The 13,173-nt window shown below is 72.3% G+C and carries 12 protein-coding genes; 11 read left to right on the top strand and 1 reads right to left on the bottom strand.

Features of this window, described 5'->3' with window-relative positions; all coding sequences use genetic code 11:
- Positions 1-79: 79 nt before the first annotated feature.
- From AB0J88_RS35140 to AB0J88_RS35120, 5 genes are all read left to right on the top strand, one after another.
- On the top strand, positions 80-1,546 hold the full coding sequence (locus AB0J88_RS35140; protein ID WP_364348665.1) for an AAA family ATPase: 1,467 nt from the start codon (positions 80-82) through the stop codon (positions 1,544-1,546).
- Positions 1,547-1,577: 31 nt separating this feature from the next.
- Positions 1,578-2,189: a hypothetical protein gene (locus AB0J88_RS35135; RefSeq protein ID WP_364348668.1), complete on the top strand. Its 612-nt coding sequence runs from the start codon at positions 1,578-1,580 to the stop codon at positions 2,187-2,189.
- Positions 2,190-2,201: 12 nt separating this feature from the next.
- A complete protein-coding gene (dnaE, locus tag AB0J88_RS35130) occupies positions 2,202-5,741 on the top strand; it encodes a DNA polymerase III subunit alpha (RefSeq protein ID WP_364348671.1) in 3,540 nt (1,179 codons plus the stop codon).
- Between the two features lie 348 nt (positions 5,742-6,089).
- Positions 6,090-7,262, top strand: coding sequence for a DUF2567 domain-containing protein (locus AB0J88_RS35125; RefSeq protein ID WP_364348674.1), 1,173 nt, complete (start codon positions 6,090-6,092; stop codon positions 7,260-7,262).
- Between the two features lie 12 nt (positions 7,263-7,274).
- Positions 7,275-8,159, top strand: a complete 885-nt coding sequence (locus AB0J88_RS35120; protein WP_364348677.1) for a phosphotransferase — start codon at positions 7,275-7,277, stop codon at positions 8,157-8,159.
- Here AB0J88_RS35120 and AB0J88_RS35115 read toward each other — a convergent pair.
- Positions 8,156-8,926 (bottom strand): LON peptidase substrate-binding domain-containing protein, encoded by a 771-nt coding sequence (locus AB0J88_RS35115; protein ID WP_364348680.1) that lies wholly within the window; start codon positions 8,924-8,926, stop codon positions 8,156-8,158. The genes AB0J88_RS35120 and AB0J88_RS35115 overlap by 4 nt on opposite strands.
- Before the next feature lie 91 nt (positions 8,927-9,017).
- Here AB0J88_RS35115 and hisD point away from each other — a divergent pair, with 91 nt between their 5' ends.
- The 6 genes from hisD to AB0J88_RS35085 all read left to right on the top strand — a co-directional run bounded on the left by hisD (position 9,018) and on the right by AB0J88_RS35085 (position 13,162).
- Positions 9,018-10,337, top strand: coding sequence for a histidinol dehydrogenase (gene hisD, locus AB0J88_RS35110; protein WP_364348683.1), 1,320 nt, complete (start codon positions 9,018-9,020; stop codon positions 10,335-10,337).
- 73 nt (positions 10,338-10,410) lie between these two features.
- Positions 10,411-11,481, top strand: a complete 1,071-nt coding sequence (locus tag AB0J88_RS35105; RefSeq protein ID WP_364348686.1) for a histidinol-phosphate transaminase — start codon at positions 10,411-10,413, stop codon at positions 11,479-11,481.
- Positions 11,478-12,092: an imidazoleglycerol-phosphate dehydratase HisB gene (gene hisB, locus AB0J88_RS35100; RefSeq protein WP_364348689.1), complete on the top strand. Its 615-nt coding sequence runs from the start codon at positions 11,478-11,480 to the stop codon at positions 12,090-12,092. The genes AB0J88_RS35105 and hisB overlap by 4 nt, the downstream gene beginning before the upstream one ends.
- Positions 12,089-12,241, top strand: a complete 153-nt coding sequence (locus AB0J88_RS35095; RefSeq protein WP_364348692.1) for a hypothetical protein — start codon at positions 12,089-12,091, stop codon at positions 12,239-12,241. Before hisB ends, AB0J88_RS35095 begins: the two co-directional genes overlap by 4 nt.
- Complete coding sequence (hisH, locus tag AB0J88_RS35090; protein WP_364348695.1) at positions 12,238-12,846, top strand: imidazole glycerol phosphate synthase subunit HisH; 609 nt, start codon at positions 12,238-12,240, stop codon at positions 12,844-12,846. The genes AB0J88_RS35095 and hisH overlap by 4 nt, the downstream gene beginning before the upstream one ends.
- Positions 12,839-13,162, top strand: coding sequence for a hypothetical protein (locus AB0J88_RS35085; RefSeq protein ID WP_364348698.1), 324 nt, complete (start codon positions 12,839-12,841; stop codon positions 13,160-13,162). The genes hisH and AB0J88_RS35085 overlap by 8 nt, the downstream gene beginning before the upstream one ends.
- The last annotated feature ends 11 nt before the right edge of the window (positions 13,163-13,173 follow it).

Genomic DNA, 13,173 nt, shown 5'->3' with positions numbered 1-13,173 from the left:
ATGCGTGCTGGTGCGGGCCGCATAGGGTTGCTTCGTAGCCGGATCTGTCGAGCGGGCGTACGCGTCGGGAGGGCGAGGCGTGGAGGGCACCGAAACCGGGTGGGGTCGACCGGCTGAGCCGGCCCCACGGTGGCGGGCGCTGCTCGACCGTGCGCTGCTCGGCGGGCGCACCGGAGAGAACCACGAGGTCCGCGAGGCCAGGGTGGCCGCGCCGCGGGCTCCGGTGGAGCGCCAGGAGCCGCCGGTCGTGCCGGTCAACGGCTTCCAGGGCCGGGCTGTCGCGCCGGTGTCCTATCCGCCGGAGCGTCGCTACCCGCCGGCCCAGGAGGGCTACCAGCAGGGCGGCTACCTGCCGTCGCAGCAGGGCTACCCGCCCGCGCGGGAGAGCTACGCGCCGCCGCAGGAGACCTACCAGCCGGTCCAGGAGAGCTATCCGCCAGTGCCGGAGGCTCGTCCGCCGATGCAGGACAGCTACGAGACGACCGCCTACCAGTCGGGCAGCTACTACGGCGGGTCGGGCACCGACTACTCGTACGGCGCCAGCGACTACGCGGCCGACCGCTACACCGGCGACCAGTTCGACGGCGGCGACTACGCGGAGAAATACACGGGCGGCGGATACGAGGGGTACGCCCGCACCGAGCCCCGCTTGGCCGAGCCCCCGGCCCCGGCCCCGGCCCCGATCAGCCAGCCTGACCCAGGCGGGCTCGAGTGGCGCGCCCCCGCGACCAGCGAGTCCGAGGTCGACCGGGCGGTCGGGGTGCTGCGCCGCGACTTCGGCAGCTCCCGGGTGGTGGCGTTCGCCAACCCCAAGGGCGGCGTGCACAAGACCACCGCGACGGTCCTGGCCGCCGCGACCGTCGGCAGCGTCCGCGGGCAGGGTGTGCTCGCCTGGGACGACAACGAGCTTCGCGGCACGCTCGGCCTGCGCGCCGGCAGCGCCCGGCACGCCCGCACGATCCGCCACCTGATCACCAACCTGGCCGAGGTCGAGGCGCAGCACGGCTACGGCCTGACCGAGGCGCTCGACGAGTTCCTGCGGCACGCGTCCGACGGCACCTACGACGTGCTGGCCGGCGAGGAGAGCCCGCGGTTCGCGCAGCGGCTCGACCAATACACGGTGCGGCGCGTGCTGGAGCTGCTCCGGCGCACCCATGACGTCATCTGCGTCGACACGGGCAACAACGTCGAGAGCGCCAACTGGCAGACGGTCCTGCAGGCGGCCGACCAGCTCGTGATCACCACGGTGCCCCGGGAAGACGCGGCGTTCACGGCGGACTGGATGCTCGACCTGCTCTACGACGTCGGCATGGGCGACCTCGCGACCAACGCGGTGACCCTGCTGTCCTGCCCGACGCCGGGCAAGTCGCCGATGCTCGACGACCTCGCGGCGCACTTCGCCACGCGCACGCGCGCGGTAGCGGTCGTCCCCTACGACCCGGCGCTGGAGACGGGCTCGTCGATCGAATACCAACTGCTCCAGCCGGCAACCCGCGACGCGTGGCTCAAGGCCGCCAGCGTGATGCTGGAGCCCTTCGCCCGCTGACCGTCGGGTGGGTGGGGCTGTCCTCCGGGCGTTGCGACCCGCGTACGGCTCGGCGGTCCGTGACGAGGCCCGGCTGGTCGGGACGATCGACGCCCTGGCCCACGCCACGGTGAGGAGCCGGCGCCTGCCGCTCTCGCTGGAGGCGTCGGTCCTCGGTGACCTGCGGGGGATCGCCGAGAGCGGGAGCCACCCGTCGGGCCGGTACGGCCCGGGCGAGGCGGTCGCGAGAGCCACACCGCACCCCGAGGTCGACGCGATCCTGCGCGAGGTCGAGTGGAAGGTGCGTCGGCTGGCCGCCCCGATCGTCGACTTCGCCGGCCCCGGTCATCTGCTGCTCGCGACGGTGCGGCTGCGCGACTGCTCGGCCGCCCGCTACCTCGTCGCCAACAACGTGCGGCGGGCGGAGATGATCGCCGACCTGGCCATGATCGAGTCTGTCCTAGGATGCCCCGACGCGTGTGTCCCGCGGACCTGGCAAACGGAGCGCAGCGGAGTGATCTCCGCGGGAGCAACGGTCGGGACCGCTGCGGACCGGGGAAATCCAGCTCTTGATCTTCACCAGAATTTGATCTTCAACTCACCCGAGCCGGCTAGATGCCGACTGTCGCACCTGACGACTAGGCTCGTCGCGGCGCTTGAGTGAAGGGGGTCCCAGGTGTCCGACTCGTTCGTTCATCTGCACGTGCACACCGAGTATTCGATGCTCGACGGTGCCGCCCGGCTCAAGGAGCTGTTCGCCGAGGCCAACCGCCTTGGTATGCCCGCGTTGGCGATGACCGACCACGGCAACATGTACGGCGCCTACGACTTCTTCAAGCAGGCCACCGGGGCCGGGATCAAGCCGATCATCGGTGTCGAGTCCTACCTCACGCCCAACACGGCCCGGCGTGACCGGGTGCGGGTCCGATGGGCCGACGGTGGCGAGAACGACGTCTCCGGTGGTGGCGCCTACACCCACATGACCATGCTCGCCGCCGACGCCGAGGGGTTGCGCAACCTCTTCCGGCTGCAGTCGCGGTCGTCGCTGGAGGGCTACTACTTCAAGCCGCGGGCCGACCGTGAGCTGCTGCACGAGCACGGCAAGGGGATCATCGCGACCACCGGGTGTCCCTCGGGCGAGGTGCAGACCTGGCTGCGGATCGGCGACTTCGAGAAGGCCTGCGCGTCCGCCGCCGAGTTCCAGGACATCTTCGGCAAGGACAACTTCTACCTCGAGCTGATGGACCACGGGCTCGACATCGAGACCCGTGTCCGGCAGGACCTGATCCGCCTGGGCAAGCGCCTCGGGCTCAAGCCGGTGGCCACCAACGACCTGCACTACACCTACGAGAAGGACGCCGACTCGCACGAGGTCCTGCTCTGCGTGCAGTCCGGGTCCACGATGGCCGACCCCAAGCGCTTCAAGTTCGACGCGCGCGACTTCTATCTCAAGTCCGCCGCCGAGATGAAGGCGCTGTGGGACGCCGAGGTGCCTGGTGCGTGCGCCAACACGCTGGAGATCGCCGAGAAGATCGGCGACTACTCTTCGGTGTTCGCGCACCGCAAGCTGATGCCGTCGTTCCCGGTGCCCGACGGCTACACCGAGGAGTCCTGGCTGCGGGCCGAGGTGCACCGCGGCCTGCGCGAGCGGTTCCCCAACGGGGTGCCGGACGACCGGCTCAAGCAGGCCGACTACGAGCTCGACGTCATCTGCAAGATGGGCTTCCCCGGCTACTTCCTGGTCACGGCCGACCTCTGCGAATACGCCCGCAAGGAGAAGATCCGGGTCGGCCCGGGTCGTGGCTCGGCGGCCGGTGCGCTGATCGCGTACGCGCTGAAGATCACCGAGCTCGACCCGATGGACCACGGCCTGCTGTTCGAGCGGTTCCTCAACCCCGACCGCATCTCGATGCCCGACATCGACATGGACTTCGACGAGCGCCGGCGTGGCGACATGATCCGCTACGCGACCGAGCGCTGGGGCGAGGAGCGGGTCGCCCAGATCGTCACCTACGGCAAGATCAAGGCCAAGGCGGCGATCAAGGACGCGGCCCGGGTACTCGGTTACCCGTTCGCGGTCGGCGACAAGATCACCAAGGCCATGCCGCCGCCGGTGATGGGCAAGGACATCCCGCTCGCGGGCATCTTCGACCCGTCGCACAACCGCTACGCCGAGGCCGCCGAGTTCCGCACGCTCTACGAGACCGACCCCGACACCAAGAAGGTCGTCGACACCGCCAAGGGCATCGAGGGCCTGATCCGCCAGCCCGGAGTGCACGCTGCGGGCGTGATCCTGTCCGGCGAGCCGCTGATGGACGTGCTGCCGATCTGGCGGCGCGACAACGACGGCGCCATCATCACGCAGTGGGACATGGGCGCCTGCGAGTCCATCGGCCTGCTCAAGATGGACTTCCTCGGCCTGCGCAACCTCACGATCATGGACGACTGCCTCGACGGCATCGCCGACAACCGTGGTGAGACGGTCGTCCTGGAAAAGCTGCCGCTGGCCGACAAGCCGACCTACGAGCTGCTGGCCCGCGGCGACACGCTCGGCGTCTTCCAGCTCGACGGCGGCCCGATGCGCTCGCTGCTGCGCTCGATGATCCCCGACAACTTCGAGGACATCTCCGCGGTGCTCGCGCTCTACCGGCCGGGTCCGATGGGCGCCAACGCCCACAACGAATACGCCGACCGCAAGAACGGCCGCAAGCCGGTGGTCCCGATCCACCCCGAGCTGGCCGACGCGCTGGAAGACATCCTGGGCGACACCTACGGGCTGATCGTCTACCAGGAGCAGGTCATGGCGATCGCGCAGCAGCTCGCCGGCTACACGCTCGGCGCCGCCGACCTGCTCCGCCGCGCGATGGGCAAGAAGAAGAAGGAGATCCTCGACAAGGAGTACGTGCCGTTCTCGCAGGGCATGCGCGACAACGGCTACTCCGACGCGGCGATCAAGACCCTGTGGGACATCCTGGTCCCGTTCTCCGACTACGCCTTCAACAAGGCACACACGGCCGGGTACGGGCTGGTCTCCTTCTGGACGGCCTACCTCAAGGCCAACTACCCGGCCGAGTACATGGCGGCGCTGCTCACCTCGGTCGGTGACGACAAGGACAAGGCCGCCATCTACCTCGCCGAGTGCCGCCGCATGGGCATCAAGGTGCTGCCGCCCGACGTCAACGAGTCGGTGGCCCGGTTCGGCGCCGTCGGCAGCGACATCCGCTTCGGCATGGCGGCGGTCCGCAACGTCGGCGTCAACGTCGTCGAGGCGATCGTGCGGGCGCGCAAGCAGCACGGCGCCTACACCGACTTCTACGACTTCCTCCGCAAGGTCGACGCGGTGGCCTGCAACAAGCGCACCATCGAGTCCCTGATCAAGGCGGGCGCGTTCGACTCGCTCGGCCACACCCGCAAGGGCCTGCTCGCGATCCACGCCGACGCCATCGACGCGTTCATGGGTGTCAAGAAGAACGAGGCGGTCGGGCAGTACGACTTGTTCGGCGCCGCCTTCGGCGACACGGCGGAGACCTCGATGATCGTGTCGCCCCCGATCCCCGAGGGCGAGTGGGACAAGCCCGACAAGCTCTCGTTCGAACGCGAGATGCTCGGCCTGTACGTCTCGGACCACCCACTGTCCGGCCTCGACCGCGCGCTGTCCTCGGCCGCCGACACCTCGATCGCGTCGCTGGGCGAGGAAGGCGCCATCGCCGACGGCGCCGTGATCACGCTGGCGGGCATCCTGACGGGCGTGCAGCGCCGCATCACGAAACAGGGCCGGCCGTGGGCGTCGGCGTCGATCGAAGACATGACGAGCGGCGTCGAGGTGCTGTTCTTCCCGAACACCTACGAGCTGGTGGGTCAGTACATCGCCGAGGACGCGATCGTCGTGGTCAAGGGCCGGGTGGACCGCCGCGACGACCAGGCCCGCATCATGGCGATGGACATGTCGATCCCGGACATCTCGACCGCGGGCGCCGACGGCAACCAGCCGGTCGTGATGAACATCGCGACGAACCGGGTCACACCGCCGTTGGTGGAGCGGTTGCGGGAGATCCTCAACACGCATCCGGGTCCGTCGGAGGTGCACGTCCGCCTGGTCAACGGCTCGAAGGCCACGGTCCTGCGGCTGAGTCCGCTGCGGGTCGCTCCCACGACGGCGCTGATGGCCGACCTGAAGGCCCTCCTGGGACCGTCGGCGGTCGAACTGGCCCGCTGACCTCGGCCGCGGTGGCAACCGACGGCCTCGCGAGGCGCGCTGCTGGCCGGATCACCGCGCGGAGGCCGCGGTCCAACGGTTCGGCCGCGCTCAGGTCGCGGTGACGCGGTCGCGGGTCCTGTCGCCGGACGCATTCGTGGCTGAGTGAGGTCCGGGGCGCGGTGACGTGGCTGCGATGCGCGGGTCGGCCGTTGGCAGCCTCCGCGAGGCGACCGTGGGCACCGGTCTCGATTCGCTGGCGCGGCGGGGATGGGGCTTGTGGGGGTGGAGTGGCGTACCCCGGCGAGTCTTGATCGTTTGTGGCGGGGTGCGGTAGGCGATGGGCGATTCGCCTGAGAGGATCGGTCGGTGACCGCCGCCAGCCCCGAACCGACCGACGGGTCCGGCGCCAGCCCCGCTTCCGGGGACGGCACCTGGACGACGGCGGACTCCCGGCCCGCCGACCCGCTCGCTTCCCCGTCGCCCGATCCCGCCGGCGGTGGGTCCGCGGCGTTCGGCTCGTTCGCACAGCTCGACCCGCCGGACGGCGGGCGCACGTCGGGTCCGGGACCGTGGTCCACGCCGCCTGCCGGGTGGCAGCCGCCCGCCTTCGATCCGGCCGAGCCGACAGGCGGCGGCCCGGGCGTCGCGGGGCCGGGCACCTATCCGGCCGCCGCCGGGCCATGGGAGCCACCCGCCCCGCGGATGCCGCTTCGGCAGCGGCTCGGGGCCTTCGGGCTGACCGTCGCCGTCGTCGCCGTGATCGGTGCGCCGCTCGGGTTACTCTGGGCCCTGGTCGCTCCCGGGGTGCCGATCATCAAGACCGAGGACGGCGCCGTGTTCGCGACGCCGAGTCCTGAGGAGTTCATCGCCTCCGACGGGTGGTTCACGATCCTGCTGTTCTCGCTCGGGGTCGTGGCGGCGCTGGTGACCTGGATCGGGTTCAAGCGCCACCGCGGGCCGTGGACCCTGGCCGCGCTGGTCGTCGGGACCATCGGGGCCAGCATCCTCGCCTGGCAGGTGGGGCGGCGGATCGGGATCGGCGACTACCAGGACAAGGTGTTGGCCGCCAAGCCCGGCGACCTGATCACCCGGCCGCCCGACCTCCGGGCCGGCGGGTTCACCAAGCTCTGGGACGTCGTCCCGTTCGTGCACGGCGACCTGCTGATCGCGACCTTCGGCGCGGTGATCATCTACACGCTGCTCGCCGGCTGGTCGCGGACCCCGACGCTGCGACCGGAGCCCGCGCTGCCGCAGCCGGCGGTGCCGACGAACCCGTACTACTCGCTCGCCGGACCCGGCGAAGCCACCGCCACGCCAGCCTGGCCAGGCCAGCCGGCCACCGAACCAGCTCCCGGCGGTCCCGGCGGACCGGGCGGCTCGGACGTGCCGAGCGGGCCAGGCCATCCGGCCGCACCGGGCTCCGACTGGCCGGGCCAGCCCCTTGCCGGGACTGGCGGACCGGAGGCGGGCGGACCCGCCGGGTCCGGCTGGCCTGGCGGGCCGGTCCAGCCAGGCGATCCCACCGCGCCGCCGCGCTGACGTCGTGCGGCGATGGGCGTCGCCCTGGAGCCGCGTACCCGCGACTGGGTGCGGGCCGCCCTTCCACCACGACACGAGATCCACACCGTCACACCCCTGCGCGGCGGCTGGACCTCCCGGATGTGCCGGCTCGGCATCGAAGGCCCTGACGCGGCGTACCCCCTCGTCCTGCGCTCCTTCCTGGAGCCCTTCTTCGTCCGCCACGCCCCGGGTTTGCTCGCGCGCGAGGCCGGCATCCTGCGCCTCCTCGCCGACACGCCCGTCCCGGCCGCCCGTCTGCACGCCGTCGACCCGGACGGTGCGAGCGCCGCACACCCCTCCCTGCTGATGTCGCTGCTGCCGGGCCGTCCGGACCTCGCCGCCGACCGGTCCGCCGCGCTCGCCCGCCAACTGGTCGAGATCCACGCCGTCGCGAACCGGCCGCGCACCTACCAGCCCTGGGCCGACCCGGACCGGGTCAACGTCCCCGACACCGCCCTCTGGCGCCACGCCGTCGAGCTCATCCGGCGCGAGCCGCCGCCGTGGGAGGGACGGTTCCTGCACCGCGACTTCCACCCCGGCAACGTGCTCTTCGACGGAGAGGGCGACCTGGTCACCGGCGTCGTCGACTGGGTCGAGACCTCCTGGGGTCCGGCGGACCTCGACGTCGCCCACTGCGCCACCGCGACCGCCCTCCTGCACGGGCCCGAGCAGGGGATCGCGTTCGCCGGCCACTACCAGGCGGCCGGCGGCGTCCTCGGCGACGAGCACCGCTACTGGCGGCTCCTGGACGCCCTCGGCTTCGCCCCCGACGCCGAGAAGGTCGCTGGCCCCTGGCGTGATCTCGGTCGCACGGACCTGACCTCAGACATCCTGACCAAGCGCCTGACCGAGTACGTCGCAGCCGTGATCGGCTAGTTCGGGCTACCCGGCACGGCGAGGTCCCGCAGCGGCACCGGCACCGCCCGCACCTGTCGCAGCAGCGCCGCCTCCCGGCTCAGCAACCGCAACTCGGCCCGCAGCCGTCCGGCCGTGTCGGGGGTCGCCAGCAGGCGCTGCCGGTCTTCCAAGGTCAGCGCCGCCGTCGCCGCGACCAGGTGGGAGAGCACCGTCGGGTCCTCCGGCAGCTGCTCCGTCAGCTCGCGCTCGTCGGCGCGGATCAGCGTGAGGTACTGCCGGAACACCGCCAGCACCCGCGGCGCCAGCAGGTCGGCGAGCTCCTCCTGGCCCTCCGGCTCGGGCAGCCATTCGACCTCGGCCATCAGATACGGCTCGGTGGTCCTGTCGATCGACACCACCCGGAACCGGCGCCGGCCCACGGTGACGATGTCGTAGCGGCCGTCCGGCAGCTCCGTCACCTGGCGCAGCTCGGCCGTGCAGCCGACCTCGTGCAGGGCCACGTCGCCGGGCTCGGACGGCGCCGCAGGCGGTGGGGGCAGCGGCGTCGTGGGCACCGGACCCAGCCGGGGCGGCTGGGATTCCGGTGGGTCTGGCGCGGGCGTGGTGGGCAGCGTCTCCCAGCCTTGCTGGATCGCCACCACCCCGAACTCGCGTGGATCACCGTCCGGCCGGCTCAGCAGATGCTTCACGAGGTCGCGGTAACGCTCCTCGAAGATGTGCAACGGCAGCACCAGGCCGGGAAAAAGCACCGTCCCGAGTGGGAAAACGGGCAGCCGCGACGTCACCGCCCGAGCCTAGCGCCTGACCGGGCACCGGGGACCGAACAGCGCGAACGGCGCCGGAATCCCGATTGCTGGAACGCCTAGACTTTGTGGGGTGTTGAACCGGATCGACCTGCGCGGCGTCGACATCGACCCGCGCGGTCTGCTGCCCCGTGCCCGGCTCGACGTGTCGCAGGCCGTCGAGACCATCCGCCCCCTCGTCGAGGCGGTCCGTGAGCATGGGTTCAGCGCGGTCCGCGAGGCGACCGCGCGGTTCGACGGCGTCGAGCTCGACGAGCTCCGCGTCCCACCCGAGACGATCAAGGCGGCCGAGCAGAGCCTCGACCCCGACGTCCGGGCCGCCCTGCTGGAGGCGATCAGCCGTGCCCGCCGGGTCCACGAGGATCAGCGCCGGCAGGACACCACCACCCAGGTCGTCCCCGGTGGCACGGTCACCGAGCGCTGGGTCCCGGTCGAGCGGGTCGGGCTCTACGTGCCCGGCGGCCTCGCCATGTATCCCTCGACCGTCGTGATGAACGTGGTGCCGGCCCAGGTCGCCGGCGTCGACGCGCTGGTCGTGGCGAGCCCGCCGCAGAAGGAGAACGGCGGCCTGCCGGACCAGCGGGTGCTGGCCGCCTGTGCGCTGCTCGGCGTCGACGAGGTCTACGCGATCGGCGGGGCGCAGGCGATCGCGGTGCTCGGCCACGGCAGCACCACCAACGCCGCCGGCACGGGCTACTGCCGGCCGGTCGACATCATCACCGGCCCCGGCAACGTCTGGGTCACCGCCGCCAAGCGGATCATGCGGTCCGGCGGCACCGTCGGCATCGACGCCGAGGCCGGCCCCACCGAGATCGCCATCCTGGCCGACGACACCGCCGACCCGGGCCACGTCGCCGCCGACCTGATCAGCCAGGCCGAGCACGACCCCCTGGCCGCGAGCGTGCTGGTCACCCCGTCGCCGGCGCTGGCCGACGCCGTCGACGCGGAGCTGCGCGGACGGGTCGACAGCACCAAGCACACCGGGCGGATCACCGCCGCCCTCACCGGTGAGCAGTCCGGCACCGTCCTCGTCGACGACCTCGACCAGGGGCTGCGCGTCGTCGACGCGTACGCCGCCGAGCACCTGGAGATCCAGACCAGGGACGCCCGGACGATCGCGATGCGGGTACGCAACGCGGGCGCGATCTTCGTCGGCCCGTACGCGCCGGTCTCGCTGGGCGACTACTGCGCCGGCTCCAACCACGTGCTGCCCACCGGCGGCTGTGCCCGGCACTCCAGCGGCCTGTCCGTGCAGTCGTTCCTGCGCGGCATCCACGTCATCGAGTACGACGAGGCCGCCCTGCGCGACGCGGCCCCGCACGTGGTGACCCTGGCCACCGTGGAGGACCTGCCGGCGCACGGCGAGGCGGTCACGGCGAGGTTCCCGTCATGACCGAGCCTTGGCGAGGGCATCATCGGCAGAGCCCGCCCGGGCAGGGCGGGTCACCACGGAGTGGGGACCCGGCATGACGCACCTCGACGACCTCCCGCTGCGCGACGACCTGCGGGGGCTGACCGCCTACGGCGCGCCCCAGCTCGACGTGCCGGTGCGGCTGAACACCAACGAGAACTCGTACTCCGTGCCCGATGACGTGGTCGAGGCGATCGGCAAGGCGCTGCAGGACGAGTTGCGCGACCTCAACCGCTACCCCGACCGGGACGCGGTGGCGTTGCGGGCCGACCTCGCCGCCTACCTCGGCCACGGGCTGACCGTCGCCAACGTCTGGGCGGCCAACGGGTCCAACGAGGTCCAGCAGCAGCTGCTGCAGGCGTTCGGCGGCCCGGGCCGCACGGCGCTCGGGTTCACCCCGGCGTACTCGATGCACCCGCTGCTCGCGGTCGGCACCGGCACGGCGTGGGTCGACGGCCACCGCGGCGCGGACTTCACCCTGACGGCCGCCGACGTGGTCGCGCAGGTGCGGGAGCACACGCCGGACCTGGTCTTCCTGTGCTCGCCCAACAACCCGACCGGCACGGCGCTGCCACCGGACGTGGTGACCGCGGTGCTCGACGTGGCGCCCGGCATGGTGGTGGTCGACGAGGCGTACGCCGAGTTCGCCCGCCCCGGCACCCCCAGCGCGCTGACCGTGCTGCCCGGCCACCCGCGGCTCGTGGTGACCCGCACGATGAGCAAGGCGTTCGGCTTCGCCGGTGGCCGGCTGGGCTACCTCGCGGCCGACCCGGCCGTGGTCGACGCCGTGCAGCTCGTCCGCCTGCCTTATCACCTCAGCGCCCTCACCCAGGCCGCCGCCCGCGCCGCCGTCGCCCACCGCGACGGCCTGCTCGCCACCGTCGAGGCGATCAAGGAGCAGCGCGACCGCATCGTCGCGACGCTGCGGGAGCGCGGGCTGACCGTGGCCGACAGCGACGCCAACTTCGTGCTGTTCGAGGTCGGCGGCGACCAGCGGGCCGCCTGGCGGGCGCTGCTCGACCACGGCGTGCTCGTCCGCGACGTCGGCCTGCCCGGCTGGCTGCGGGTCACCGCCGGCACCCCCGCCGAGACCGACGCCTTCCTCACCGCCATGGAGTCCCTGTGAGCACCCGCCGCGCCCGCGTGGAGCGCACCACCAACGAGACCAAGGTCAGCGTCGAGATCGACCTCGACGGCACCGGCCGGGCCGAGATCTCCACCGGCGTCGGCTTCTACGACCACATGCTCAACCAGATCGCCCGCCACGGCGGGTTCGACCTGACCGTGCAGACGGTCGGCGACCTCGAGATCGACGCGCACCACACGATGGAGGACACGGCGATCGCGCTGGGCACGGCGTTCGCGGAGGCGTTGGGCGACAAGGCCGGCATCGCGCGGTACGGCAGCGCCACCGTCCCGATGGACGAGGTGCTGGTGCGGGCCGCCGTCGACCTGTCCGGCCGCGCCTACGTGGTGCACGACGAGCCGCCGCTGGCGCCGTACATCGGGCCGGTCTACCCGACCAGCATGACCCGGCACATCTTCGAGTCGTTCGGCCTGGCCGCGAAGGTCACGCTGCACGTCGACGTGCTCCGGGCCGCCCGCCCCGGCGGCAACCCCGACGCCCACCACGTGGTCGAGGCGCAGTTCAAGGCGGTCTCGCGGGCGCTACGGGAAGCCGTCGCGATCGACCCCCGCAACGGGGGCGTCGTGCCGTCGACGAAGGGTGCCCTGTGAGCATCGCGTTGCTGGCGTTGGCCGGGATCCTGAGTGGCGGCGCGTACTCCATGCACAAGCAGGGTGCCGCCCGCGGCATCGTGGTCTTCATCGGGCTGCTCGCCGCCCTCGCGTTGGTCGGCGGCATCCTCTGGCTGGTGCCGTCATGAAGGTCGTCGTCCTCGACTACGGCTCAGGCAACCTGCGCTCGGCCCAGCGCGCGCTGGAGCGGGTGGGCGCGGAGGTCACCGTGACGCCGGACCTGGCCGCCGCCGCCGAGGCGGACGGCCTGGTGGTGCCGGGCGTCGGCGCGTACGCCGCGTGCATGGCCGGCATCGACGCCCTGCCCGGCGACGCCGGCAAGGTCATCGCCGAGCGGGTCGCCGCCGACCGCCCGGTGCTCGGCATCTGTGTCGGCATGCAGATCCTGTTCGAGGCGGGCGAGGAGCACGGCGTGGTGACCAAGGGGCTGGGCCTGCTGCCCGGCGCGGTCACCCGGCTGGGCGCGCGGCGCGTGCCGCACATGGGCTGGAACACCGTCGCGCCGCCCGCCGACTCCGTGCTGTTCGCCGGCCTGCCAACCGACACCCGGTTCTACTTCGTCCACTCGTACGCGGCCCACGACCCGCTGCCCGGAGTCACGACCTGCACCCACGAGGCGCCGTTCGTCGCCGCGGTGGAGCGTGGCGCGCTGTCGGCGACCCAGTTCCACCCGGAGAAGTCCGGCGACGCGGGCGCCACCCTGCTCGGCAACTGGCTGGCCACCCTTGGCTAAGGAACGCGCCCTGCGCCGGGCCGCCCGCGAGGCGGAGGCCGCCAAGCTGCGCGCCCGCCGCGCCCGGGTCGTCGCCCGCCGGCAGCGCCGCCGCGCGCTGGTCGCCCGCCTGACGCCCAAGCGCCGCCGCACCGGCCGCCTGCTCGCCCGCCGCACCCGGGGCCAGCGCGCCGGCATCGCGGTGGTCACCCTGGTGCTGCTGGCCCTCGTCTGGTTCCTGGTCGACGACGTGGCCCTGCGCCTGGTGCTGACCCTGCTCGGCCTGCTCTGCCTGCCCGCCCTGGTCGTCGTCGCCCTGGGCCGCCGCACCTCCTGACAACCTTTCGA

The sequence above is a fragment of the Asanoa sp. NPDC049475 genome (assembly GCF_040676915.1).
GTDB lineage: Bacteria > Actinomycetota > Actinomycetes > Mycobacteriales > Micromonosporaceae > Asanoa.
The sequence above is the reverse complement of the archived record's forward strand: the minus strand, read 5'-3'. Positions and strand labels throughout refer to the sequence as shown.